Raw genomic sequence first — 24593 nt, forward strand, 5'->3', positions numbered from 1 at the left:
GACCCTATCTATGGAATAATATCCTCCATGTGACTCGGCCCGGAGCATAGGTAAGCCGCCATGATCTTTCGCCAGCTCTTCGACAGCGTGTCCGGCACCTACAGCTACCTGCTCGCGAGCCGCGCCGGCGGCGAGGCGCTGATCCTCGATCCGGTGCTGGAGAAGGCCGACCGCTACTGCAAGCTGCTGCAGGAACTCGACCTCAGGCTGGTCAAGGCCGTCGACACGCATCTGCATGCCGATCACGTCACCGGCCTTGGCGAGCTGCGCGACCGCACCCAGTGCATCACCATCATGGGCGAGCAGAGCAAGGCCGACGTGGTGTCGATGCGCGTTTCCGACGGCGACAAGGTGACGATCGAGGGCCTCTGCCTCGAGGCGATGTACACGCCCGGCCACACCGATGATTCCTACAGCTATCTGATGGGCGACCGCGTCTTCACCGGCGATACGCTGTTGATCCGCGGCACCGGCCGCACCGATTTCCAGAACGGTAGCGCGCGGGCGCAGTACGATTCGATCTTCAACCGCCTGCTCAAGCTGCCCGAAGAGACGATGGTATTCCCCGCGCATGACTACAAGGGCGACACCGTCTCCACGATCGGCGAGGAGAAGCGCTACAATCCGCGGCTGCAGGTCAAATCGATCGACGACTATGTCGAGCTGATGAACAACCTCAATCTGCCGAACCCGAAGCTGATGGATGTCGTGCTGCCCGCCAATATGCATGTCGGCCTGCACCAGGACGAGCTCGCCAAGGAAGGCCTCTCCCTCAGCGCCCGCGACGCCATCGCGAGCCTCGGCCGGCCCGATATCCTGCTGGTGGATTTGCGCGAGAGCGGCGAACGGGCCAAGCACGGCACGCTCGCCGGCGCGCTGCACGCGCCCTATCCCGGGATTTGCGCCACCTTGCAGCCCGGCGGCATGCTGCGCGAAGTCGCCGCCGCGACCGGCCGCCGCGTGGTGTTCTTCTGCGCCTTCGGCGAACGCTCGGCGATGGCGGTGGCGGCCGCGAAGAAGGCCGGACTGATGAACACCGCCCATATCGAGGGCGGCATGGACGCGTGGAAGAAGGCCGGCGGGCCGGTGGTGCACGGTTAGTTCCGTAGCCCGTTAGCCGCGCACAATTTTTATCACCGTCACCCTGTGAGGTGCGAGCGGAGCGAGCCTCGAAGGGCGACGGCCCCGCTCTGTCCGCGAACATGCGGAAACATCCGGGCCGTGCATCCTTCGAGGCTCGCAAGAGCTCGCACCTCAGGATGACGGGGTTAATTAGAGCGCTCGGCGCTTACCCGCTGCAGCTCCGCCGTCAACCGATCCAGCGCATCCGCCAGCATCACGCCGCCGCAGACGGTGAGCCGCTCCGGCAGCACGATGCGCTTGCCCGCCGGATAGAACCGCTCCAGCGCCGGATGCAGCAGGAAGGCGCGGCCGACATCCTCGGCACGATCGCCGGCCTCCGACACCAGGATGAAATCCGGCCGCAGTTTTACAATCGCCTCCAGCGAGGCAAATCCGCCGGCGCCGAAGCCGAACTCGCCGGCCGCATTGGTCAGGCCGGTTGCCGCCAGCAGCGAGCTGATCAGGCTGCTCTCACCCGACACAAAGCCGCGCCGTTCCAGCGGAAGCACGCGATAATGATGACCGTCAGCCACCGCCCGCGCCCGGGCGATGGCCGCATCGAGGCGCGCGATCTCGGCCTCTGCGCGATCCGGATGCTGCAGCACATCGCCCATCGCGCGGATCTGGTCCTTCACCTCGTCCAGCGTGCGCGGCACCGTGAACTCGACGAGATGCAGCCCCTTGGCCTTCAACAGATCGCGCGTCGCCCGCTTGTCGAACAGGCTGACGACGACAAGGTCGGGCTTGAGCAGCAGCACGTCCTCGGCTTCGCCCGACAGCCGCGGATAGTTTCGCGCCTTCTCGGCAGCCCAGGATTGCCAGGCATCACGGGAAAAACGGCTGAGCCCGAGGATCTGGTCCGGATCGGCCAGCGACAGCACGAGCTGGTCGCTGCAGACATTCATCGAGACGATGCGCGGTCCGGCGGCGGACGCGGCACCGCACGACATCATCCATGCCGCCGCTGCCAAGGCTGCGAGACACCGCATGCGCATCAGACGTCCGCCCACGGCACGATGACGGCCTCGCGCTGGAATTCGGCGCGATAGGCGCTGACCCGGAATACGCTGGCGAGAACCGTTTCCGACAAGGCCTCCGCCGGCGCGCCTTGCGCCGCCAGCCGCCCCTCCGACAGCACCAGCACATGATGGGCAAAGCGCGCCGCGAGCCCGAGATCGTGCGTCACCACGATGACCAGCACGCCGGTGTCGGCGACGTTGCGCAGCTTCTGCATCACATCGATCTGGTGGCGCGGATCGAGCGACGCGGTCGGCTCGTCGGCGAGGATCACCGGCGCCTCGACCGCGAGCACCCTTGCCAACGCGACGCGGCTGCGCTCGCCGCCGGACAGCTCGGTGACGCGGCGGTCGCTGAATTCAGTGACGTCGACCGCCTGCATCGCCCGCAGCACGGCCTCCATGTCCTTCGGCGACAACCGCGCCGGATCGGTCGCACCATGCGGATAGCGGCCGAGCGCCACGATGTCGCGCGCCGGCAGCGGCCAATGCACCATGTGCCCCTGCGGCAGATAGGCAAAGCGCTTCGCGCGCTCGCGCAGCGGCAGCGCGGACAACGCATCGCCGCCGATCCTGATCTCGCCGTCGGACGGGATCAATCCGGCGAGAGCGCGCAACAGCGTGGTCTTGCCGGCGCCGTTCGGGCCGACCAGCGCAACCAGATGCCCCGATGCCAGCGACAGCGAGACATCGTGCAACACCTTGCGGCGACCGAGCGACGCATCGAGCGCGATGGCGGACAGCAGCGTCATGCCACACCTCCGCCGAGCGCGCGGCGTTCGCGCATGATCAGATAGAGGAAGAACGGCACGCCGATGATCGAGGTCAGCACGCCGACCTTGATGTCGGAGGTCGAGGGGATGATGCGCACCGCGATATCGGCCGCGAGCAGCAGCGCCGCGCCGGTGAGCGCACTCGGCACCAGCAGCCGCGCCGGATCGTGACCGATCAGGGGACGCATCAGATGCGGCGCGATGAGCCCGATGAAGCCGATCGTGCCCGTGACGGCGACCGCGCCGCCGACGCCAAGCGCAACGCCCGCGATCACGAAGAGCCGCAGCCGCCCGACATCGACGCCGAGGCTCTGCGCGGCTTCCTCGCCAAGCGTCAGCGCGCGGAAGGCGCTCGCCTGGCTGAGCAGAATCGCGGCACCCGCGATGATGAAGGGCAGCGCCAGCGCCACATGCTGAAAGCTGCGGTCCTCCAGCGAGCCGAGCAGCCAGAACGCGATCTCCAGCACCACGAAGGGATTGCTGGAGAGATTCATCACCAGCGCGGTCGCAGCTCCCGCAAAGCTCGAGATCGCAAGCCCCGCGAGGATCAGGATCAACAGCCCGGCATTGCGGCCGGCGATCGCGAGCAGCGCGAACACCGAACCGAACGCGGCGATGATCGCCACCACCGGCAGCGCGTAGGAGCGCACATCGGCCAGGCCGAGCGCGATCACCAGCACCGCGCCGAACGCCGCCGATTGCGGCGCGCCGAACAGCGACGGCGAGGCCAGCGGATTGCGCAGCAGGCCCTGCAGCGCCGCACCTGACAGCCCGAGAATGCCGCCGATTGCGAACGCGAGAATCGTGCGCGGCAGGCGGATCTCGCGCACGATCACCTGCGCCACGTCGCTGCCGCCGCCGAACAGCGCTTCGATCACCGCAAGCGGCGACAGCCGCACCGGCCCGATGCCGAGCGAGATCACGCACAGCAGCACCACGAGCGCGAGCAGCGCCGCGGTGGCGCCCCATCGGCGCCGCGCCGCGACCTCGGCCGCCAAGGCAAAATCCTGCACGCTCATTGGATCCATGCTCTTACAGCGATCGCCGTGGCAGACAAGCGACACTCGATAAAAACCGTGGCCGCACAGCCATTGCCCGACTTGCGCCGGATTGACTTTGCCGCCCGGCCGAACCCTAGATGAACATGACGGTTCTTTCATGAGATGAAAAGGGAATGCGGTGCGGGGAAACTTCCCCAAGGCCGCGGCTGCCCCCGCAACTGTATGCGGTGAATCCTTCGTCACAGGCCACTGGGAATCTCGGTCCTGGGAAGGCGACGAAGGGTAACGACCCGCGAGCCAGGAGACCTGCCGTCAGCCGTGGTCACACGCGAGATGCCGGTCGGGGAGTACAGGCATGAGCTTCACCTGAGGCTGTTAGCACGATGGTGAGACTGGTTCGCGGTGACGTGCCACTGACGTTACCGAGGTCTCGCTTATGTTGTCCTACCCATTCCACCATTGGCGGCGGCGCGCGCTTCTGCTCGCGACGACGATGCTCGCGCCGGCAGTCTTCACCGCCGCCGCGCGGGCGCAGCAGGCGCCTGCTCCCGATCAGCTGCCGACCATCGAAGTCACCAAGCCGGGCGATCAGAACGTCACGCGCGCCAAGCCCGCTCCGGACGAAGCGCCCGCACCGCGCCGTCCGGCGCCGGGCACCGTAGAGAGCACCAATGTGGGCGGCGGAAGCGGATCCGGCACCACAGGGACAGGCACGGCCACCGGAACGGGCGGCACCAGCGGCGGGCGCCAGTTCGCCGGCATTGTCGGATCGTCCTCGGCCGTGATCACCGCCGACGACATCGCGCATTCGCCGGTACAGTCGCTGCCCGAGATACTCGCGCAGGTGCCGGGCGTGCAGCTGCAAACGCTCTATGGCGGGCCGAACGGCGCCAAGACCGCGGTCGACCTGCGCGGCTTCGGCGCATTCGCCACCGACAACACGCTGTTCCTGCTCAACGGCCGCCGGCTCAACGACGTCGACAAGGCCGGCTTCGATCTCACCACGATCCCGCTCGATTCGATCGCGCGCATCGAGATCACGCGCGGCAACAGCGGCGCCGTGCTCTATGGCGATAATGCGGTGGGCGGCGTCGTCAACATCATCACCAAGACCGGTGTCGGCGGTCCGCCGACGACAATGCGAGCCGAGGCCGGATACGGCTCGTTCAACACCCGCATGGCCGCCGTCTCCGCGGCGCTCAATGCGGGACCGTGGTCCACCTCGTTCTACGGCAACGGCATCAAGTCCGACGGCTACCGCGTCAACAATGCGCTCGACCAGCGCAACGCCGTCGGCAGCATCAACTACACCACGCCTGACCTGACCGCGTTCCTGACCGTCACCGGCAGCGACCAGAAGCTCGGCCTGCCCGGCGGGCGGCTGGTCGATCCGTCGATCGGCGTCAACGAGCTGCAGACCGACCGCCGGGGCAGCAGCACGCCGTTCGACTATGCCAACCAGCAGACCGCCAGCGTCACCGCCGGCTTCACCAGGACGCTGATCAACGGCGTCGACCTGATCGTCGACGGCGGCTGGCGGCAGCGCGAGACGCAGAGCGGCTTCTTCGGCACGGTGCCGACCATCAGCTTCGCCTCGACCTACAACGATGCCGCGCTGGAGACCTGGTCGCTGACGCCGCGGCTCAGCGTCAAGAACGTGATGCTGGGAATGCCGTCCACGATCCTGACCGGCATCGACTACTACGATTCGACGTTCCGTCAGGCCCGCGGCGCCTTCCAGGGCGTCGACCCCTTTCACATCTACAATATCGAGCAGCAGAGCGTGGCCGGCTACTGGCAGCATACGCTGGGATTGCTGCCGACCACCGACTTCGCCTATGGCGCACGCGTCCAGAATACCAGCGTCTCGGCGCGCGATCGCTACGACCCGAATGCGCCGTTCGCGTTCGACGCGCAAGCGTCGCCGCTCGACAGCAACGAGACGCAATATGCGCTCCATGTCGGCGTCGAGCATCGCTTCACCGACACCTTCTCGATGTTCGGCCGCGCCGCGCGGGCATTCCGCACGCCCGATGTCGACGAGCGCGTCGCGTCGGGTCCATCATTCGACCCGCTGACCTTCCTGCCCATCGCGCAGAATTTTGCGCTCAAGACCCAGACGTCGGAAGACGTCGAGGGCGGCTTCCGGGTCAGGACCAACCGCTTCCAGGTCCAGACCAGCGTCTATCTGATGGATCTCGAGAACGAGATCCATTTCAACCCGGTGCTGTTCTACAACGTCAACCTCGACCCTACCCGCCGTTACGGCTCGGAGACCAGCGCCTCGCTCAAGGTCAGCGACAGCGTGACCCTGCGCGGCGGCATGGCGATCACCCGCGCGGTCTTCCGTGAAGGCATCTGGGCCGGCAACGACGTGCCGCTGGTGTCGCGCTATACCGGCAATGTCGGCGTGACCTGGAATATCTGGCAGAACTACCTGGTGTTCGACGCCACAGCGCGCGCCTGGAGCTCGCGCATCATGGACAACGACCAGGCCAACACCCAGAGCCGGATTCCCGGCAACGCCACCGCCGATATCAAGCTCAGCGGGCAGGTTGACCGCTTCTTCTGGTCGCTCAGCGTCAACAACCTGTTCAACGCGCTCTATTACGACTACGCCATTGCGAGCTCGTTCACGGCCGGCCGCTTCTCGGCCTATCCGCTCCCGGGCCGCACCTACATGGTCAAGGCCGGCGCGACGTTTTAGAGCATGATCCGGCGCGGCGGGTGTGACGCCGCCGCGCCGTCTCACTCCATTACAAGCGCCAGCAAACTGGGGTAGAATTTCGGCAGCTGATTTAACCCGCGCAGGGGAAACGCATGGGCAAGGCCGGAAAGACGAGCAAGGGCGCCGACAAGCCCGGCAAAAAGTCCGACGAAAAGCCGAAGGCGCCGCCGCCACAAGCAGCGCCGCCGGACGACGAGTATGACGAGGATGGCGACATCGCCACCCCGAAGATCGACCGCTACGGCAATGACGACGAGCCGTTGTAGGACGCGGCACCATCCACCATGTCGTCCTGGCGAAAGCCAGGACCCATTACCCCTGAAGCGCGTTGGCGGGCGAGCTGCGGCCCCAGCCTTCTACCAAACTTGCAGTGGTGGTTATGGGTCCTGGCTTTCGCCAGGACGACGTGGTGAGGCATTGCGCATAAAATCGTCACTCTCGATCTTCTTGATACTGCCGCGATCCAGCAGGTGCGCGCCGAAGCCGCCGCGCGCCAGCGATGAGGCGATCTGCGGCGATGCCAGCAGCAGCGCCGTGGTCATCACCAGCGGCGCGGCGCTGAGCCAATCGAGCCGCACCGGCGTCAACTCTTCCGTGCTGCCGCGATAGAGACCGTCACCCGCGGCGATGCGGCCGCATTCCCTGATCAGCTCGCGCCTTGTGCCGTCGCGCGACGCGCTGCCGAGCAGCGCCTGCATTGCCAGATGGGTCCGCACGCCAGCGCGGCCGTCCGCCAGCGGAGCCGGCGTCTCGTCAAGCGAGACGCGCAGCAGCAGGTCGACCAGATCGGTGCCGGACCGGTATGCGTTCATGGGCTCGACCAGCCGCGGGTTGCAGTCGATCAAGAGCGGCGTTGCACTGTCGAGCGGCATGATGACGTCGACCGACAGCGCGCCGTGCCAGCCGAGATGCGCGCCGATAGTCTCGAGCGCGGCGCGGATCGCCGGCCGGCTCACGCTCTCCTTGATCGCCTCGCCGCCGCCGACGCCGGCTGCGATCTGACGGTAGGCGTGGAAGCCAGTGAGCGTGCCACGGCAGAACACCGACTGGGCCTTCTCGACGGTGCCGGTGATGAGGTCCTGCACCAGCACCTCGCCGGCAAAATCGCCAGCGGATTCGAGATCGTAAAGCGCGCGATGGAGGTCGCTGGCGTCGCGCACGAACCAGATGCCGCGGCTGGCAGTGCCGACCGACGCCTTGACCACCGATGGAAACCGCAGGCCGTCACGCAGCTCATCGGCCGAGTTCACGATCCGGGTCGGCGGCTGCGGCAGGCCGAGCTTGTCGAGCAGACGGCTGAAGCCGGCCTTGCTGTGGACGGCGCGATAGCTGGCGAAATCCGGCAGCGCCAACCCGGCGCGCAGCTTCAATCGATCCGCGGCGCGAGCGAACAGAAAGCCCTGTTCATGGGTCGGCAGCAGCACATCGAAACGTTGCGACGCCAACAGGCGCTCGACGAAGCGCAGGAAGCCGGCCGGATCGGTGCGCAGCGGCGGGCAATGGCGATATTTGCGGACGAAGCGGGAGTAGCGCGCCAGGCACCAGCGCGAGGGATCGCAGATTTCGACGTGATGGCCGGCCAGCCCGAGGATCGTGATCGCCTCGCGGCCGGAGGTGCTGGAACCCTCCGACGCGAGCACGCGGAGCGGCTTCCTGGCGTCGATCATGGCCGATCATCACCGCGCTGCCGTACTTTGTCGCCGCCCTTTATGCCGCATGTGTCGATCCGGCACGCCCACGCCGGGGGCAGCCATGCACCTGCGTTCATGGACAATTAGCCGCCAGCCTCTATTTTCGGCGCGCCCTGCCGGGCGTTGGGAAAAGGGTTGTCTCAAAAATGGTCGACGTTCTGGCCGCACCGCAGCAAGCGAGAGCCGACAGCGCGGTGCGCACGCTGACGGGGATTTCGGTCGCCCATTGGGTCAGCCATTTCCATATCTTCGTGCTGCCAATGCTGTTCCCGTTCCTGAAGCAGCAGCTCGGCGTCGGCTATGTCGAGCTCGGTTTGGCGCTGACGGTGTTCGCGGTGGTCTCCGGCTTGACCCAGGCGCCGATCGGCTACCTCGCCGACCATATCGGCGCGCGCAAGATCCTGCTGATCGGGCTGACGATCGGCGGCTGTGCGCTGATCGGGCTCGGCCTGCACCTCAGCTATCCCTCGCTGATCGTCTGCGCCGTGCTGCTTGGGCTCGCCAACAGCGTCTATCATCCGGCCGACTACGCGATCCTCTCGGTCCATATGGACGAGGCGCGGATGGGCCGCGCCTTCTCGATCCACACCTTTGCCGGCTTCCTCGGCGGCGCGGTCGCGCCCGCGATCATGGCGGCGCTGGTCGCCTCGATCGGCGGCCCCGGCGCACTGATCGTGGCCGGCGCGGTCGGTCCGCTGGTGGCGTTGTTCCTGATCGTGCTCGGCATTCCCGATGCCGGCGCCAACAGGAACAAGGCCAAGGACAACACCGCACAGAAGACGAGCGTGATCACGCCGGCGCTGATGGTGCTGACCGCCTTCTTCACGCTGCTCAGCCTCTCGACCTCGGGCATCAACAATTTCGGCGTGGTGGCGCTGATGGGCGGCTACGGCGCGTCGTTCTCGACCGCCAATATCGCGCTGACCGCGTTCCTCGGCGCCAGCGCCGCGGGCGTGCTGGCGGGCGGCTATCTCGCCGACTGGACCCATCGCCACAGCCAGGTCGCGGCGGCCTGCTTTGCGATCAATGCCGCGCTCGTGCTGCTGATCGCGCTGATGGACCTGCCGCCCGTCCTGCTCACGCTGGCGATGGGGCTCGCCGGATTCCTTGGCGGCGTGATCGCGCCGTCCCGCGACATGATGGTGCGCAACGCCGCGCCTCCCGGCGCCGCCGGCCGCGCCTTCGGCATCGTCTCCACCGGCTTCAACTTCGGCGGCATCGTCAGCCCGCTGCTGTTCGGCTGGATCATGGACCAGCACATGCCGCATTGGGTGTTCGGCGCCTCGGTGGGCTTCATGGTGCTGACCGTGCTGCTGGCGCTGGTCACCGAGCGCAAGCCGCAGCCCTCCGAGGCTACAATCCGGGCGTAGCCCCGTTAGGGCAACCCCGCACGGACCGCTCCGACCCCAGAGCCGCCGACAATCGCCGTTTCTTGACGCGATTTTCCGCCACAACAACTGGCGCCTGCCGCTTGGCAGGACTAGCTTAATTGCGACTCTTCCGAACCGGGGGAGGTTGCTGTGCTTTCTGAGAAATTTTTCCTGTTTCTTGAAACACTCATGAGCCACGCCGACGACGACAATCCGGTCGTGGTCAGCAGCGTGCCGCATATTCCGATTGCTCAGGAAACAGCTTTGCACGGCGCTGGAGCCGGCGCGTCGTCGGAGCCCGTTTCGCCCGATGACGAAGTCCGGCCTCCGATGCCCTGATGGCGCGGTGGGCTCACCGCGCATCGAGCTAGCCTCCAGGAAGAGGCGCGGCCGATGACTGCCGCTGCCAAACTCACCGGCCCCAGAATGCTGGCGTCGTCTTGAACCGCCGCCAACTCTTGCGCAGCGTCTTCGCCACCGCGATCTGATCGCGGGCCAGCCAGCCGGCCATCGCGCCGATGCCGAGATGAAGCGCAGGCTGGTCGTCCTGCCGGATGGCATGGAGCAGCGTGCGCGTGCTTGCGATGTCGCACACCCGCCCGAGACTGGCCTGCAGCCCGGCGAGCCGCTTCACGTAGCGCTTAGCCGGCGCGTGCGCGGCATAAAGCGGCAGGAAGAATTCCGCCGCATACCGCAGCTTCTTGAGGTTGATTCTGAGATTGTGCTGCGCATGGATATCGAGCCGCCGGAACCGCGCACCACGCTTCAATGTCTTACGATGCAATCGTTCCAGAATTTTATCGGCGAGCACGGGCATTGGTTGCGACAGGACGGCCAGCGCTTCGCTGTCGATCTCGTTGCGCCAGCTGCGGCGTTCCACCACCTGCCCCAGCGAGAGCAGGAAGCGGCTGCAACGGGGATCGGCCAGAACGCTTTGCAAGGCGCCGTAGCTCGACTTCCGCTGCTGTTCAACCGCTTGGCGGAGGCCGTCCAGGTCGAGATCCGGAGCCGCGCGGGCCAAGCGGGCGATCGTCTCCTTGGCGAAGACGTCCCAATCCCGGGCCCGGCCGAGTTGCCGCATCAGCCATTTTGCTTCGCTGTTGACCGCCAAAAATGCCGGCGACGGAATGTCGCGCCGGAACAGCGCACAGATCGTCCGCAAGCGCCGCAGGGCCACCCGCATCTGGTGCACGCCTTCGGGGTCCGATCCCTGCTCGGCCACCGCGTGGTTTTTCAAAAGATGATGCCAGCAGGAGCCCATCAGCAGTGCAATGACGTCGTCGACCACAAGTTCCGCGGTGATGCCTGACAACTCGGCTTTCGCTGCCGCTGGCGCGACGTCAAACGCAAGCGCATAGCCGCGTTCCGCCTTGCTGCGCGTGCCAATCTGCAGCGGCGCAGCGTCGAGCAACTGCGTTCCGAGATCGAACAGGACGCCGGCATTGCCGCTCTTCAGTTCAAGCTCGATTTCCGACAGGACCTCCTGACGCGCATCGGCCTCGATCGTCCCCTCATCGAATGCGACTTCAACCGACGCATCGGGCAGGTCGAGCTGCCGTGCGTGCCGGCGCACCTTTGTCGCGAAAACCGGCACCAGCCCGTCGTTGCTCAGCGCCGCCACGGGATCGCCGACCTCATCGACGGGGAGTCGCGCCAGATCAGGGGCGATGCCTTCGACCGACGCTTCCCATTGGCGCCGCATCAGAGGCTGCGCGCCATTGGGTGATAGCTTCAGTGTCTGGATGAAGGTCTTGCCGCTGCGTCGCACGCGCAGGGACATGCCATGCTGAAACAGCAGTCGCTCTGGCGTGTCGTAATACACCGTTTCCAGCCGGTGAAACGCGCCGCGATTGCGCGCATGCTGCACGATGCAGGGTGCCTCGCGCAGTTTTTCGAGGCTTCCTTGCGGCGCAAGCAGCTTGAGTTCGATTTCCGCCTGATCGCCACGCCCGACGGCAATGGCAGTGCCCGCATCAATCACGACCGGCTGCCGCTCATTCAATGAAATCGCCCCCAGCTTGGTGTATGAAGGTTTCATGACAATGACAAGGCATATCCCTTGTACGACAGCGTGCATTGCCACGAATTGTATCTAAATCCACGCGGTGAAGTTGCATGGCCAGGCGAGGAACGCCCGCCGCGAGTTTTCGATGCTTCGTCACCCACGCAAGCCACAGGCTTCGGGATATCAGGCCGGGACCGCGAGCCTCGCGCGCCTGACGCGCGATGCGTTGTGCATGCGACGCGGTCAGCCCGACCGCCGCGACAGCACCTGTTTGAGCAGCGGCTCGATCCGCGACAACTCGTCGAGATGAACTGCAGACAGTTCGGCTAGATGATCGGCCGCAAGGCCGGTTAGTTTCAGCAGCACCCGCCGCTGGTCGGCGGGATCGAGCACGCGCTCGACCAATCCGGCATCGGACAGCCGGTCGACGAGCTCGACCGTGGTGTGGTGACGAAGCCGCAGCCGCTCGGCCAGATCGCCGATCGTGACCGGCCCGCCGCCGGGATATCCCTTGATCGCCAGCAAGGCCTGATGCTGCCGCGGCGTCAGGCCCTCGGCCTTCGCGGCGTCCTGGCTGAACTCCAGAAAGCACCGGATCAAATAGCGGAACTGCGACAGCGCCTGATAATCGGCCTGGCTGGGAACCCGCTTCCGGTTCCTGGCCGGCGATTTCGCAGGCCTTTTCAACGCTGCCATTCGATGTCCCCCGCTTGTAATTATATCGCAATGCGATATGACGCGCGCGTCCCACTTCACCCGAGCCTTACGCCACCCATGAGCGTCATTTCCACCAAATCGAGCGCCTCCGCCAACAACGCCTCCAAGATCGGCGACAAGGCCAGTCATCTTCTGAGCGACTTCACCACCGATCCGCGGGTCGTCGTGATCTCGGCGATCGCCGTGTTCGTCGCCGCCGCCGGCGTGCTGGCCGGCGCGGGGCTGCTGCAACTGATCAAGCTCGCCACCAACATCGCCTATTTCGGCCAGTTCAGCTTCGCCGATCTGAAATTGCAGGATTCGCCGCTCGGTCTCTGGACCGTGCTGGTGCCGGTCCCGGGCGCGCTGATCATCGGCCTGATGGCGCGCTTCGGCAGCGAGAAGATCCGCGGCCACGGCATTCCGGAGGCCATCGAGGCGATTTTGCTCGGCCGTTCCCGGCTCGACCCCAAGGTGGCGATCCTGAAGCCATTGTCGTCGGCGATCTCGATCGGCACCGGCGGCCCGTTCGGCGCCGAGGGCCCGATCATCATGACTGGCGGCGCGATCGGCTCGCTGATCGCGCAGATGCTTCCGGTGACGGACAACGAGCGCAAGACCCTGCTGGTGGCCGGCGCCGCCGCCGGCATGACCACGGTGTTCGGCACGCCGATCGCCGCGATCATGCTCGCAGTCGAACTGCTGCTGTTCGAGTGGACGCCGCGCAGCTTCATCCCCGTCACGGTTGCCGCTGTGGTGGCCGCGGTCGGGCGCACCTTCCTGCACATGCCGGCGCCGCTGTTCCCGTTCACCGGCGGCGTCGACATCTCGGTGCTGCAGCTCGGCGCCTGGATGCTGATCGGAATCCTCTCCGGACTGCTGTCGGGCGTGCTCACCCAGCTGGTTTATGGCTGCGAGGACATGTTCCTGAAGCTGCCGATCCACTGGATGTGGTGGCCGCTGATCGGCGGCCTGGTCGTGGGCCTTGGCGGCTTGATCGAACCGCAGGCGCTCGGCGTCGGCTATGACAATCTTGCCGCAATGCTGAGCGGCGACGTGGTGCTGAAGGCGGCACTGCTGCTGCTCGTGGTGAAGGCCGTGATCTGGTCGGTCGCGCTCGGCTCGGGCACGTCGGGCGGCGTGCTGGCGCCGCTGCTCATCATGGGCGGCGCGATGGGAACGGTGCTGAGCGGCTATTTGCCTGCCGCGAGCCCCGGCTTCTGGGCGCTGCTGGCGATGGCGGCGACGATGGGCGGCACGATGCGCTCGCCCTTGACCGCAACCTTCTTCGCCGTCGAGCTCACCGGCAACACCCATGTGCTGCTGCCGCTGATCGCGGCCTGCGGCACTGCGCATGGCGTCACGGTGCTCTTGATGCGGCGATCGATCCTGACCGAGAAGGTTGCGCGGCGCGGCCATCATCTGGTGCGCGAGTACCGCGTCGATCCCTTCGCGCTGACCCGCGTGCGCGACGTGATGACCAAGGCGGTCGAGACCGTTACCGACACCATGACACTGCACGGCGCGGCAGCCTTCCTGACCAACCCGAAGACCGGTCACCCGAGCTTTCCCGTCGTCGACGCCAACCATCACGTGCTCGGCGTGATCGACCCGCCGTCGGTGCTGCGCTGGCGCCGCGCCGGCAAGCATCGCACCGCGACGCTCGGCCAGTTGCTGGCCGGCAGCAAAATCACCGTCGCCTACCCCGATGAATATCTCGACCGGCTGGCCGACCGCCTGATGCAGGTCAACGTCTCGCATCTGCCGGTGATCTCGCGCGACGATCAGCGCCTCGTCGGCTATATCGGCTGGAAAGATCTGATGCGGGTGCGCGCCCGGTTGCAGGCCGAGGAGACCCAGAAGACAGCGTTCTTCGGCGCGCGCTAGGTTTGCAGGCGGCTTCCGCGGCGGCGGGTCATCGACCCGTCGCGGAACAAATTTCCGCCGGACGGGCGCACTCGATCCTCGCTGGCAAATCGTCGCCAGCGCATCCCAGAGCTTCATCGGCGATGGTTGACAGCATCAGGGGGTCACCCATGATGCCGGCAACCAAGAACAGCCTCGGGATGAAACGCCATGACCTCGACCCCAGACCTCGTGATCCGCGGCGGCACCGTCGCCGACGGCAAGGGCGGCGACCTCTATGAAGCCGATGTCGCGATCTCCGGCGGCAAGATCACAGAAGTCGGCAAGGTCTCCGCAAAAGGCAGGGAGGAGATCGACGCCAAGGGCAAGCTCGTCGCGCCCGGCTTCGTCGACGTCCACACCCACTACGACGGCCAAGTGACCTGGAGCCAGGACATCACGCCGTCGTCGCAGAACGGCGTCACCACGGCGATCATGGGCAATTGCGGCGTCGGCTTCGCGCCATGCCGGCCGAGCGATCACGTCAGGCTGATCCAGTTGATGGAAGGCGTCGAGGACATCCCCGAGCCGGTGCTGAGCGCCGGCATTCCCTGGGCCTGGGAAAGCTTCCCCGACTACATGGAGTGGCTGTCGAAGCGCAGCTTCGACATGGACATCGGCGCGCAGCTGCCGCATGCGGCGCTCCGCGTCTATGTGATGGGCGAGCGCGGCGCGCGCCGCGATCCCGCAACGCCTGACGACAACCAGGCGATGGCGGCGCTGGCCGGCGACGCGGTACGCGCGGGCGCGCTGGGGTTCTCGACCTCGCGCACGCTCAACCACCGCACCTCGACCGGCGACTACACGCCGACCTTGAAAGCCGGCGAAGATGAATTGACCGCGATCGCCGGCGCGATGCACGGCGTCGGCCGCAGCGTGCTGCAATTCGTGCTCGACCAGAGCACCGTTCACGAAGATCTGCCGATGATGCTGCGGGTCGCTGAAAACACCAGATGCCCGATCTCGTTTTCGGTCGCGCAGGCCGACAAGGCGCCGCGGCGCTGGCGGCAGACCATGGACACCATCAATGAAGCCGCCGCGCGCGGGCTGTCGATCACCACCCAGATCGCCGCGCGCCCGGTCGGGCTATTGCTCGGGCTGGAATTGTCGCGCAACCCGTTCCAGACCCATCCGAGCTATCGCGAGATCGCCAGGCTGCCGCTGGCCGAACGGCTCACCCATCTGCGCCGGCCGGAGGTGCGCGCGGCGATCCTGAGCGAGAGCGCGACCTCGACCGACGATCCACTGTTCTTCCGGCCGAACTACGACAAGATGTATCTGTTGGGCAATCCGCCGGACTATGAACAGCCGCCGGAAAACGCGCTCGGCCCGCAGGCGCGGCGCCAGGGCCGACAGCCGGAAGAGCTCGCCTATGACGCGATGCTGACCGACGAGGGCCGCGGCATGCTCTATGTGCCGTTCCTGAATTACGCCGACGGCAATCTCGATGCCGTGCGCGAAATGCTGCGCGAACCGAGCGCGGTGCCCGGTCTGTCCGACGGCGGCGCGCATTGCGGCATCATCTGCGACGCCAGCTTCCCGACCTATCTCTTGACGCACTGGACGCGGGACCGCCGCCGCGGCGAAAAACTCTCGATCCCGTTCGTGATCGCGGCGCAGTCGCGCAAGACCGCGCTGTCGGTCGGTCTGCATGATCGCGGCGCGATCGCGCCGGGGTTCAAGGCCGACGTCAACGTGATCGATTACGACCGCCTGCATCTGCATCCGCCGAAGGTGCATTACGACCTCCCGGTCGGCGGCCGCCGCCTGCTGCAGCAGGTCGACGGCTACGATGCCACCATCGTCTCCGGCGTGGTGACCCAGCGCCAAGGCAGCGCCACCGGCGCGCGGCCCGGCAAGCTCGTGCGCGGCGCGCAGGGGTTGAACTGAGATAGGGCCGGACCGTCTCGGCAAACTCCCGCCTCTCCCCTTGTGGGAGAGGCGAAGTGGCGCGAGTTGCTAGAGCCGCCGCTTACGTCGGCGACATCGCGCCTTTGATCGTGCCTGCGGGCTGCGACGTGCCGGTCAGCCGCGCACGCTCGGTGTTGGGCCACAGCAGCAGCAATCCGAGCACGCCCGAGCCCACCATGATCGCGGCGTTGATGGTGAAGCCGGTCATGTAGCCCGCCATCGGCGTGGCCGCATGCTGGATCACATTGCCCATCACCGTCGGCGCCAGGATGCCCGAGATCGTATACAGCGCGCCGTAGATCGCGATCACGGCGCCGCGCTGCGACACCGGCGTGAACTCGCCGAGCATCGGCGGGCACACCACATAGATCGAGCCGCACAGGCCGGAGCCGATCACCAGGGCTGCGATCATCAAGCCGCCCGGTGGCGCATAGGGCAGCGTCGCGAGAATGCAGCCGCCGACGATCAAGGGCGCCGCGCCGAGCACGCCGCGGGCGCCGCGGGTGGTGAAGCCGCGCGCCAGCATCAGCTGCGAAATCCACCCCGTCAGCAGCACGATCGTCGCGCCGAATATCCAGGGCAGGATCGAGACGAAGCCGGCCTGCTGCTGGGTGAAGCCGAGCCCTTCGATGATGAAGGAGGTGAACCATGTCAGCCCGAGCGACAGCGCCCAATAGGCGCCGAAGGTCGCGACCACGCAGCCGATGAAGGTGCGCGAGGTCAGGAGCTTCCAGTAGGAAATCCGTTGCTCGTCGGCGGCCGCGGCCGCTGTCGACACCAGCGGCCCTTCCTTGCCGAACGCAAACCAGGCGACGGTCCAGATCAGGCCGACGATGCCGAGCGCGCCGAAGGCGTGATGCCAGCTGTGATTGACGATGATCCAGTTCAGCGCGGGCACCGCGAGGATCACGCCGAACGCAGAGCCTTGCGACAGGATCGCGGTGGGCAGCGTGCGCTTCTCGTCGGGAAACCATTTGTAGATCGCATGCGCGGCGACCGAGAAGGCCGGTCCTTCGCCGGCACCGAGGATGATGCGGCAGATCACCAGCGTCGTGTAGCTGACAGTGCCGATCATCGGAAATTGCGCCAGCGACCAGATCACCGCCAGGATCAGCAGCACCCAGCGCGTATCGACGCGGTTGACGATGAAGCCGACCACGATCGCCGAGATCGAGAACAGGATGAAGAAGGCCGAGCCGAGATCGCCGAATTGCTCTGGGGTGAGACCCATGTCCTTCCGGATCGGCACGCCGGCCAGCCCGACCACGATCTTGTCCGCAAAGTTCACCACCATGAACAGGAACAGAAGGAAGGTGATTGTCCAGGCGCCCTTGGGCGTCCCCTTCGACATCCCCTTGGGCGTCGGTTGCGTGGTCATGTCTGGCTCCCCGTCGTATCGTTTTTTGGCTTCGTAAGATCGGCCACAATTGGCGATGCTAGCCACGCCTCGCCGAGCAACGCAACAACGCATTTTCCCGGGGTCACACGCCCCGGCGCGCCGCTAACGGCCCGATCACGATCGCGTCGTCACGCCCGTGAAGCGGTGATCTGTCATGTCCTCCCTGCTATGTTCGGGGCCAACGAAAAGCCCGGGGTTATTTCATGAACAAATCGATCCTACGCGCGGCCGCCTGCGTTGCACTTGTGTCCGCCACGCTGCTCGCGGTGCCTGTTGTCCACGCCGAGGACGCCGCCGCTCCCGACTATGCGGCAATCGTCGCCGCGCCCGACCGCAGCGATGCGGATCGCCAGGTCGACCAGCGCCGCCAGCCGGCCAAGATGCTCGCCTTTGCCGGCGTCAAGCCCGGCATGACCATCCTCGACATGGCGGCGAGCGCCGGCTACAGCACCGAACTGTTGGCGCGCACCGTCGCACCGTCGGGCAAGGTCTACGCGCAGGATTCCGCTGCCGTCCTCGAGCGTTTCGTGAAGGACAAGTTCGACGTTCGCGCGAGGGCGCCCGCGATGAAGAACGTCGTCCATCTGGTGCGGGACTATGACGACCCGATCCCGCCCGAGGTCAAAAACCTCGACATGATCACCTTCTTCTTTTTCTATCACGACATCACCTATCTGCCGGTCGACCGCGCCGCGATGAACAAGAAGATGTTCGCCGCGCTCAAGCCGGGCGGCTTTCTGGTGATCGCCGACCACTCGGCCAAGCCGGGCGATGGCACCAATGTCGCCAAGACGCTGCACCGGATCGAGGAGAGCACGTTGAAGCAGGAGATCGAGGCCGCCGGCTTCAAGCTGGTGGCCGAGGGCGATTTCCTGCATCATGCGGAGGACCCCAGGGACATTCCCGTCTTCAAGGCGCCGGTGCCGATCGACGAGTTCGTCCTGAAATACCAGAAGCCTTGAATGAGGCACGGCCATCGCTTCATCTGACCAGACCGCCGCGGTGCTTCGCGTCACCGGCCTGACCAAGAGCTACCGCTCCGCCGGCGAAGACGTCGCGGTGCTGCGCGGCGTCGACCTCGCGGTCGCGACCGGCGAGAGCGTCGCGCTATCGGGCGAATCCGGCAGCGGCAAGAGCACGCTGCTGCATCTGATCGCCGGGCTCGATGCCGCCGACGGCGGCGAGATCAGGCTCGCCGATACCGTCGTCTCCCAGCTCAACGATGCCGGCCGCGCCGAGCTGCGCCGCGACCGGCTCGGCCTCGTGTTCCAGCAGTTCAACCTGATCCCGAGCCTGACGGTCGCCGACAACCTCGTGTTTCAATCGCGCATCGCCGGCCGGCATGATGCCGCCTGGCATGACGAGTTGGTCGAGCGCCTCGGTCTGAAAAATCTGCTGAAGCGCTATCCCGAGCAATTGTCCGGCGGCCAGCAGCAGCGCGTCGCGATCGGCCGCGCGCTGGCGCCGAAGCCGCTGTTGCTGCTCGCCGACGAGCCGACCGGCAATCTCGACGAGGACACTGCCGACGAGGTGCTGCGACTCGCGCGCGATCTGGTTGTTCGCACCGGCTGCGGCTTCCTGATGGTCACCCACAGCGCGCGGCTCGCCGCGACGCTCGACCGCCAGGTCAATCTGCATGCCGGAGTAATTGCGTGAGGCGCGCGCTCTGGATCCTCGCCGTGCTGCTCAGCCATTGGCGACGGCATCCGATGCAGCTCGCAACGCTGGTGATCGGGCTGATCTCAGCAACCGCGCTGTGGAGCGGCGTCCAGGCGCTGAACCAGCAGGCCCGCATCGCCTATGATCGCGCCGCCGCGACCTTCGGCGGCTCGCGCACCGCGATGCTGGTCGCCAGGGACAGCGCGACCTTCCCGCAACAGCTGTTCGTCGATCTGCGCCGCGCCGGCTGGCCGGTGTCGCCGATGCTGGAGGGCCGTGTCCAGATCGACGGCCGCAGCTTCCGCCTGCTCGGCGTCGAGCCGGTGACGCTGCCCTCCGAGGTCGGCAACGCGCCGGCGATCGGCCGCGGCAACCTGCAATCCTTCGTCACGCCTCCCGGCGAAATGCTGGTGGCGCCTGAGACGCTGCGCGATCTCGGCCTCAAGGAAGGCGAGCGGCCGCAGGCCAACGGCATGAGCTTGCCGCCGCTGCGCGTGCAGGCCGAGCTCGCGCCCGGCGCGCTGGTCGTCGATATCGGCATCGCGCAGGACATCCTGAAAATGCCCGGACAAGTCTCGCGCCTGTTGGTCGGCAAGGCCAAGGCGCCGCATGGCACGCTTGAGAGCGTGACCGGTGACAAGCTGCGCCTGGTCGAGCCGAGCGCCGAGAGCGAGCTCGAACGCCTCACCGACAGCTTCCATCTCAACCTCACCGCCTTCGGCCTGCTGTCGTTCTTCGTCGGCCTGTTCATCGTCAACTCCGCGATCGGGCTCGCCTTCGAGCAGCGGCTGCCGATGCTGCGCACGCTGCGCGCCTGCGGCGTCTCGGCGCGGATGCTCAACACCGTGCTGGTGATCGAGCTGGTGTCGCTGGCCCTGATCGCCGGTCTGATCGGCCTCGTCTGCGGCTATGTCATCGCGGCGGCATTGCTGCCGGATGTCGCGGCCTCCCTGCGCGGGCTTTACGGCGCGCAGATCCCCGGGCAGCTGTCGCTCAAGCCCGTCTGGTGGTTCGCCGGCATCGCGATCAGCATTTTCGGCGCGCTCGCCGCGGCGGCCGCGAGCCTCGCCAAGGCGATCCGGATGCCCGTGCTGGCGACCGCGCAACCGCAGGCCTGGCAGCAGGCGCAGCGGCGCTGGCTCATGCTCCAGAGCGCCGCGGCGCTCGCGGTGTTTGCGCTGGCCGCGGCTCTGATCCAGTTCGGCGATTCCCTGATCGCGGGCTTTGCGGTGCTGGCGGCGCTGATGCTCGGCGCGGCATTGATTTTGCCGATGGTCCTGCAAATCGCGCTCGCATTCGGCCAGCGCAGCGCGCGAGCGCCTGTTAGCATCTGGTTCTGGGCCGACAGCCGCCAGCAATTGTCGGGCCTGTCGCTGGCGCTGATGGCGCTGCTGCTCGCGCTCGCCGTCAATGTCGGCGTCGGCACCATGGTGGAAAGCTTTAGCCGCACCTTCCTGGTCTGGCTCGACGGCCGGCTCGCCGCCGACGTCTATATCAGCGCCGCCAGCGATACCCAGGCGAAGGAGATCAAGGCCTGGCTGCGCGACCGGCCGGAAGTCGAGGCGATCCTGCCCGGCGGCCGCGCCGACGCCCAGCTCGGCGGCGCGCCGATCGAAGTGCTCGGCCTGCCCGACCACACCACCTATCGCGACAACTGGCCGTTGCTCGACAGCACCGCCAATGCGTGGGTCAGGCTGCGCCCCGGCGACACCTGTCTGGTCAGCGAGCAGCTGTCGCGGCGGATGAAGCTTGGCCTCGGCGATCACATCGAAGTGCCCGCCCCCGGCGGCCCCTGGCCGCTCGAGATCGTCGGCATCTATGCCGATTACGGCAACCCCAAGGGCCAGATCGCGGTCAACTTCGCCGCGCTGACGCGACGCTTCCCGCAAACGCCGATGACGCGGATGGGCCTGCGCGTCGCGCCCGACAGGATCGCGCCGCTGATCACGGCGTTGCAGGAGAAGTTCGGCCTCGACGACCGCAACGTCGCCGACCAGGCGACGATGAAGCGGGAATCGAAGCGGGTCTTCAACCGCACCTTCTCGGTCACGGCGGCGCTCAACGCCTTCACGCTCGGCGTCGCCGGCATCGCGCTCCTGACCAGCCTCTTGACGCTCGCCAATTCGCGGCTGCCGCAGCTTGCGCCGCTGTGGGCGATCGGCCTGACGCGGCGCCGGCTCGCGGCGCTCGAACTCTTGAAGACCATGGCGGTCGCGTTGATCACCGCGCTGTTCGCGCTGCCGCTCGGCCTTCTGGTCGCGTGGTGCCTGCTTGCGATCGTCAATGTGAAGGCGTTCGGCTGGCGACTGCCGTTCCAAATCTTCCCGCTGCAGCTGATCGAGCTGCTCGCGGTGGCGATGGCGGCGGCGCTCTGTGCGGCGGCGCTGCCGGTCGCTAGACTGGCGCGCATGCAGCCGGCCAGCCTGATCCGGATCTTCGTCAATGAGCGCTAGCGGCACCATCACGCGCCGTGCCTTTGCCGGTGGCGCGCTGGCGCTCGCGCTTGGCGGCAAGAGCGTTGCGCAGGGCTTTGCCGGCCTCGGCGAGAATGCTGAAGGCTTTGCCGCCGTCACGCCGGGCAAGCAGTTCGCATTTCCAGCCGATCACGGCCCGCATCCGGAATTCCGGATCGAATGGTGGTACGTCACCGCGAACCTCACAGACGCCAGCGGCGCGGCCTACGGCACGCAATGGACGCTGTTCCGCCAGGCCATGAAGCCCGGCGGTCCGGCCGAAGGCTGGGCCAACCAGCAGGTCTGGATGGGCCATGCGGCGGTGACCAGCGCCGCCACCCATCGCTTCAGCGAGACCTTTGCGCGCGGCGGTGTCGGCCAGGCCGGTGTCGACGCGACGCCGTTCCGGGCCTGGATCGATGCCTGGGAAATCCGCGGCCTCGATGGGTTCGATGCGCAGACCGTCGCGCCGCTCGAGCTCAAGGCCTCCGCCGCCGACTTCAGCGCCACGCTTCGGCTTGCCGCCGACCGTCCGCTGGTGCTGCAAGGCGACCATGGCTACAGCCGCAAGTCGGATCGCGGACAGGCCTCCTATTACTACAGCCAGCCGTTCTACAAGGCGTCCGGCCGCATCGTCATCGACGACAGGCCGGTCGACGTCACGGGCATGGCCTGGATGGACCGCGAATGGAGCAGCCAGCCGCTTGCCGCCGACCAGACTGGCTGGGACTGGTTCTCGTTGCATCTGCCCGGCGACGAGAAGCTGATGCTGTACCGGCTGCGCCAGAAGGACGGCCGCGAGAACCTGTTCGGCAACTGGATCACGCCGGACGGCCGCTCGACCGAGATCGCGGCCAGCGGCAACAGCATCGCGCCGGTTGCGATCACCGAGATCGACGGCCGCAAGCTGCCGACAGCGTGGCGCGTCGCCCTGCCCGCGCGCGGCCTTGCCATCGAGACCACGCCGCTCAATCCAAAAAGCTGGATGGGAACCAGCTTCCCCTATTGGGAAGGCCCGGTCCGCTTCACGGGAAGCCACGCCGGAATCGGCTATCTTGAGATGACCGGGTACTAGGGCGGCGACAGAAGATCAGCGCAGTCAAAAAAATCAACTCGCCTGTCACACCGGTCGCTGTCGCGCCGTCATGACATCGGGGCCAACGGAACGAGAGGACACGCCCGACATGTACCACTACACGGCCATCGTCACCTGCCTTGCCGTCGCGTTCTATTTCTTCACCTCGACCCAGGTCGCGCGCGCCCGTGTCGCCTATGGCGTCAAGCTGCCGGCGATCTCCGGCCATCCGGATTTCGAGCGCATCTTCCGCATCCAGATGAACACGCTGGAATGGATGCCGATCTTCCTGCCGTCGCTCTGGCTGTTCGCGATCTATATCGGCGACGCTACGGCCGCAGCGATCGGGGCGCTCTGGGTGATCGGCCGCATCGTCTACTTCACCGGCTATCGCGAGGCGGTGGCAAAGCGCAGCCGCGGATTTGCCGTGCAGGCGACCGCGTGCATCGTGTTGTGGGTCGGCGCGATCGGCGGCGCGGTGTGGCGGCTGGTGCACGGGTGACGCCACGCATTCAGCCGTCGTCTTCCGTCGTCGTCCTGGCGAAAGCCAGGACGACACCACCATTGGATGCGTGCGTCACTTGGTCAGCGGGCAGCCGCTCTCCTTGGCGCTGAAGAACGCCTTGTCGCCAGGCACCACGGCGAGCTGCTTGTAATAATCCCACGGCTTCTTCGATTCCGACGGCTTCTTGACCTCGAACAGATAGAGGTCGTGGACCATGCGGCCGTTGGCGAGCACCTTGCCCTTGGCGAAGGCGTCGTCGACCGGCAGTTCCTTCAGCTTCGCGGCGACCGCTTCGCTGTCCTTGGTGCCGGCCGCCTTCACGGCCTTGAGGTAGCTCAGCGTCGCCGAATAGGTGCCGGCATGGATCATGCTCGGCATGTGGCCGGTGCGCTTGATGAAGCGCTCGCTGAAGGCGCGCGAGGCGTCGTCGTGATCCCAGTAGAACCCTTCGGTGAGCACGAGGCCTTGGGCTGCCTCCAGCCCGAGACCGTGCACCTCCGACAGCGTCATCAGCAGGCCGGCGAGCTTCTGGCCACCCCTGACGATGCCGAACTCGGCGGCCTGCTTGATCGAGTTGGTGGTGTCGAGCCCGGCATTGGCGAGCCCGATGATCTTGGCCTTCGAGCTCTGCGCCTGCAGCAGGAACGACGAGAAGTCCGACGAGTTGAGCGGCACGCGGACCGAGCCGACCACCTTGCCGCCCTTCGAGTGGACGATGTCGCTGGTGTCCTTTTCCAGCGCGTAGCCGAAGGCGTAGTCGGCGGTCAGGAAGAACCAGGTGTCGCCGCCCGCTTCCGTCAGCGCACCGCCGGTGCCGACCGCGAGCGCGCGGGTGTCATAGGCCCAATGGAAGCTGTAGGGCGTGCAGGCATCGCCCGAGATGCGCGAGGTCGCCGCGCCGACCACGATGTCGATCTTCTTCTTTTCCTTCGACAGCTCCTGCACCGCGAGCGCAACCGACGAGGTGGTGAGCTCGGTGATCATGTCGACGTTCTCGACCTCGTACCAGCGCCGCGCGATCGCGGTCGCGAGGTCCGGCTTGTTCTGATGGTCGGCGGTGACGATCTCGATCTTCTGGCCCAGCACCTCGCCGCCGAAATCCTCGACCGCCATTCGTGCCGCCTCGAGCGAATACTTTCCGCCGTAGTCGGCGTAGACGCCGGACTGGTCGTTCAGGATACCGATCTTGACACCCTGGGCCATCGCCGGCGCCGCAAGCATCAGGCTGCACGCCGCAACCGCGGCCAAAAATCCCGACTTCATCGTTATGCTCTCCCAGCAGTC

20 protein-coding genes and 1 riboswitch are annotated in these 24593 nt (G+C 66.5%); of the genes, 12 read left to right on the forward strand and 8 right to left on the reverse strand.

Features of this window, described 5'->3' with window-relative positions; genetic code table 11:
• The first annotated feature begins 60 nt into the window (after positions 1 to 60).
• Positions 61 to 1101 (forward strand): MBL fold metallo-hydrolase, encoded by a 1041-nt coding sequence (locus tag HAP48_RS12990; protein WP_166213476.1) that lies wholly within the window; start codon positions 61 to 63, stop codon positions 1099 to 1101.
• A gap of 167 nt (positions 1102 to 1268) precedes the next feature.
• Here the strand turns inward: HAP48_RS12990 and HAP48_RS12995 are convergent, their stop codons facing one another.
• Genes HAP48_RS12995 through HAP48_RS13005 form a run of 3 tightly spaced genes read right to left on the reverse strand, consistent with a single transcriptional unit; the run spans position 1269 to position 3930 of the window.
• The gene (locus tag HAP48_RS12995; protein ID WP_166213475.1) at positions 1269 to 2075 is read right to left on the reverse strand and encodes an ABC transporter substrate-binding protein; all 807 of its coding nucleotides are present in this window, start codon (positions 2073 to 2075) and stop codon (positions 1269 to 1271) included.
• Between the two features lie 41 nt (positions 2076 to 2116).
• Complete coding sequence (locus HAP48_RS13000) at positions 2117 to 2890, reverse strand: ABC transporter ATP-binding protein (RefSeq protein ID WP_166213474.1); 774 nt, start codon at positions 2888 to 2890, stop codon at positions 2117 to 2119.
• Positions 2887 to 3930, reverse strand: coding sequence for a FecCD family ABC transporter permease (locus tag HAP48_RS13005; RefSeq protein ID WP_166213473.1), 1044 nt, complete (start codon positions 3928 to 3930; stop codon positions 2887 to 2889). The genes HAP48_RS13000 and HAP48_RS13005 overlap by 4 nt, the downstream gene beginning before the upstream one ends.
• Positions 3931 to 4042: 112 nt before the next feature.
• A riboswitch (cobalamin riboswitch) is annotated at positions 4043 to 4240 on the forward strand.
• Positions 4241 to 4348: 108 nt separating this feature from the next.
• On the opposite strand from HAP48_RS13005, the gene HAP48_RS13010 reads away from it, so the two are divergent.
• A complete protein-coding gene (locus HAP48_RS13010; RefSeq protein ID WP_166213472.1) occupies positions 4349 to 6619 on the forward strand; it encodes a TonB-dependent receptor in 2271 nt (756 codons plus the stop codon).
• 113 nt (positions 6620 to 6732) lie between these two features.
• Positions 6733 to 6906, forward strand: coding sequence for a hypothetical protein (locus tag HAP48_RS13015; RefSeq protein ID WP_166213471.1), 174 nt, complete (start codon positions 6733 to 6735; stop codon positions 6904 to 6906).
• Between the two features lie 111 nt (positions 6907 to 7017).
• Here HAP48_RS13015 and HAP48_RS13020 read toward each other — a convergent pair whose 3' ends face one another.
• Positions 7018 to 8307, reverse strand: coding sequence for an ATP-grasp domain-containing protein (locus HAP48_RS13020; RefSeq protein ID WP_166213470.1), 1290 nt, complete (start codon positions 8305 to 8307; stop codon positions 7018 to 7020).
• 170 nt (positions 8308 to 8477) lie between these two features.
• Here HAP48_RS13020 and HAP48_RS13025 point away from each other — a divergent pair, with 170 nt between their 5' ends.
• On the forward strand, positions 8478 to 9701 hold the full coding sequence (locus tag HAP48_RS13025; protein ID WP_166213469.1) for an MFS transporter: 1224 nt from the start codon (positions 8478 to 8480) through the stop codon (positions 9699 to 9701).
• A 150-nt stretch (positions 9702 to 9851) separates the two neighbouring features.
• The gene (locus HAP48_RS13030; protein ID WP_166213468.1) at positions 9852 to 10040 is read left to right on the forward strand and encodes a hypothetical protein; all 189 of its coding nucleotides are present in this window, start codon (positions 9852 to 9854) and stop codon (positions 10038 to 10040) included.
• 73 nt (positions 10041 to 10113) lie between these two features.
• Here HAP48_RS13030 and HAP48_RS13035 read toward each other — a convergent pair whose 3' ends face one another.
• Both HAP48_RS13035 and HAP48_RS13040 read right to left on the reverse strand, forming a co-directional pair.
• Entirely contained in the window at positions 10114 to 11739 is a 1626-nt protein-coding gene (locus HAP48_RS13035; protein ID WP_166213467.1) for a CYTH and CHAD domain-containing protein, read from the reverse strand.
• 210 nt (positions 11740 to 11949) lie between these two features.
• Positions 11950 to 12402 (reverse strand): MarR family winged helix-turn-helix transcriptional regulator, encoded by a 453-nt coding sequence (locus HAP48_RS13040; RefSeq protein WP_166213466.1) that lies wholly within the window; start codon positions 12400 to 12402, stop codon positions 11950 to 11952.
• Positions 12403 to 12480: 78 nt separating this feature from the next.
• On the opposite strand from HAP48_RS13040, the gene HAP48_RS13045 reads away from it, so the two are divergent.
• Positions 12481 to 14289 carry a chloride channel protein gene (locus HAP48_RS13045; protein ID WP_166213465.1) on the forward strand — a complete coding sequence of 603 codons (1809 nt, stop codon included), beginning with the start codon at positions 12481 to 12483 and terminating at the stop codon, positions 14287 to 14289.
• A 189-nt stretch (positions 14290 to 14478) separates the two neighbouring features.
• A complete protein-coding gene (locus HAP48_RS13050) occupies positions 14479 to 16197 on the forward strand; it encodes an N-acyl-D-amino-acid deacylase family protein (RefSeq protein ID WP_166213464.1) in 1719 nt (572 codons plus the stop codon).
• A gap of 82 nt (positions 16198 to 16279) precedes the next feature.
• Here the strand turns inward: HAP48_RS13050 and HAP48_RS13055 are convergent, their stop codons facing one another.
• Complete coding sequence (locus HAP48_RS13055; protein ID WP_166213463.1) at positions 16280 to 17596, reverse strand: MFS transporter; 1317 nt, start codon at positions 17594 to 17596, stop codon at positions 16280 to 16282.
• Between the two features lie 224 nt (positions 17597 to 17820).
• On the opposite strand from HAP48_RS13055, the gene HAP48_RS13060 reads away from it, so the two are divergent.
• From HAP48_RS13060 to HAP48_RS13080, 5 genes are all read left to right on the forward strand, one after another.
• The gene (locus HAP48_RS13060; RefSeq protein WP_166213462.1) at positions 17821 to 18579 is read left to right on the forward strand and encodes a class I SAM-dependent methyltransferase; all 759 of its coding nucleotides are present in this window, start codon (positions 17821 to 17823) and stop codon (positions 18577 to 18579) included.
• A 40-nt stretch (positions 18580 to 18619) separates the two neighbouring features.
• Positions 18620 to 19273, forward strand: coding sequence for an ABC transporter ATP-binding protein (locus HAP48_RS13065; RefSeq protein WP_166213461.1), 654 nt, complete (start codon positions 18620 to 18622; stop codon positions 19271 to 19273).
• Positions 19270 to 21729, forward strand: a complete 2460-nt coding sequence (locus HAP48_RS13070; protein ID WP_166213460.1) for an ABC transporter permease — start codon at positions 19270 to 19272, stop codon at positions 21727 to 21729. Before HAP48_RS13065 ends, HAP48_RS13070 begins: the two co-directional genes overlap by 4 nt.
• Complete coding sequence (locus HAP48_RS13075) at positions 21719 to 22804, forward strand: lipocalin-like domain-containing protein (RefSeq protein ID WP_166213459.1); 1086 nt, start codon at positions 21719 to 21721, stop codon at positions 22802 to 22804. Before HAP48_RS13070 ends, HAP48_RS13075 begins: the two co-directional genes overlap by 11 nt.
• A 109-nt stretch (positions 22805 to 22913) precedes the next feature.
• A complete protein-coding gene (locus tag HAP48_RS13080; RefSeq protein WP_166213458.1) occupies positions 22914 to 23306 on the forward strand; it encodes an MAPEG family protein in 393 nt (130 codons plus the stop codon).
• A gap of 75 nt (positions 23307 to 23381) precedes the next feature.
• Here HAP48_RS13080 and HAP48_RS13085 read toward each other — a convergent pair whose 3' ends face one another.
• Positions 23382 to 24572, reverse strand: coding sequence for an ABC transporter substrate-binding protein (locus HAP48_RS13085; protein ID WP_166213457.1), 1191 nt, complete (start codon positions 24570 to 24572; stop codon positions 23382 to 23384).
• Between the last annotated feature and the right edge of the window lie 21 nt (positions 24573 to 24593).

Source organism: Bradyrhizobium septentrionale (genome assembly GCF_011516645.4).
Lineage (GTDB): Bacteria > Pseudomonadota > Alphaproteobacteria > Rhizobiales > Xanthobacteraceae > Bradyrhizobium > Bradyrhizobium septentrionale.

Bases quoted from the DNA above. Each gene is read 5' to 3' on its own strand.
- HAP48_RS12995 (WP_166213475.1), bottom strand. From the start codon at position 2,075: ATGATGTCGTGCGGTGCCGCGTCCGCCGCCGGACCGCGCATCGTCTCG.
- HAP48_RS13055 (WP_166213463.1), bottom strand. From the start codon at position 17,596: ATGACCACGCAACCGACGCCCAAGGGGATGTCGAAGGGGACGCCCAAG.
- HAP48_RS13025 (WP_166213469.1), top strand. From the start codon at position 8,478: ATGGTCGACGTTCTGGCCGCACCGCAGCAAGCGAGAGCCGACAGCGCG.
- HAP48_RS13045 (WP_166213465.1), top strand. From the start codon at position 12,481: ATGAGCGTCATTTCCACCAAATCGAGCGCCTCCGCCAACAACGCCTCC.
- HAP48_RS13005 (WP_166213473.1), bottom strand. From the start codon at position 3,930: ATGAGCGTGCAGGATTTTGCCTTGGCGGCCGAGGTCGCGGCGCGGCGC.
- HAP48_RS13060 (WP_166213462.1), top strand. From the start codon at position 17,821: ATGAACAAATCGATCCTACGCGCGGCCGCCTGCGTTGCACTTGTGTCC.
- HAP48_RS13085 (WP_166213457.1), bottom strand. From the start codon at position 24,572: ATGAAGTCGGGATTTTTGGCCGCGGTTGCGGCGTGCAGCCTGATGCTT.
- HAP48_RS13035 (WP_166213467.1), bottom strand. From the start codon at position 11,739: ATGAAACCTTCATACACCAAGCTGGGGGCGATTTCATTGAATGAGCGG.
- HAP48_RS12990 (WP_166213476.1), top strand. From the start codon at position 61: ATGATCTTTCGCCAGCTCTTCGACAGCGTGTCCGGCACCTACAGCTAC.
- HAP48_RS13020 (WP_166213470.1), bottom strand. From the start codon at position 8,307: ATGATCGACGCCAGGAAGCCGCTCCGCGTGCTCGCGTCGGAGGGTTCC.
- HAP48_RS13050 (WP_166213464.1), top strand. From the start codon at position 14,479: ATGACCTCGACCCCAGACCTCGTGATCCGCGGCGGCACCGTCGCCGAC.
- HAP48_RS13040 (WP_166213466.1), bottom strand. From the start codon at position 12,402: ATGGCAGCGTTGAAAAGGCCTGCGAAATCGCCGGCCAGGAACCGGAAG.
- HAP48_RS13075 (WP_166213459.1), top strand. From the start codon at position 21,719: ATGAGCGCTAGCGGCACCATCACGCGCCGTGCCTTTGCCGGTGGCGCG.
- HAP48_RS13010 (WP_166213472.1), top strand. From the start codon at position 4,349: ATGTTGTCCTACCCATTCCACCATTGGCGGCGGCGCGCGCTTCTGCTC.
- HAP48_RS13000 (WP_166213474.1), bottom strand. From the start codon at position 2,890: ATGACGCTGCTGTCCGCCATCGCGCTCGATGCGTCGCTCGGTCGCCGC.
- HAP48_RS13015 (WP_166213471.1), top strand. From the start codon at position 6,733: ATGGGCAAGGCCGGAAAGACGAGCAAGGGCGCCGACAAGCCCGGCAAA.
- HAP48_RS13080 (WP_166213458.1), top strand. From the start codon at position 22,914: ATGTACCACTACACGGCCATCGTCACCTGCCTTGCCGTCGCGTTCTAT.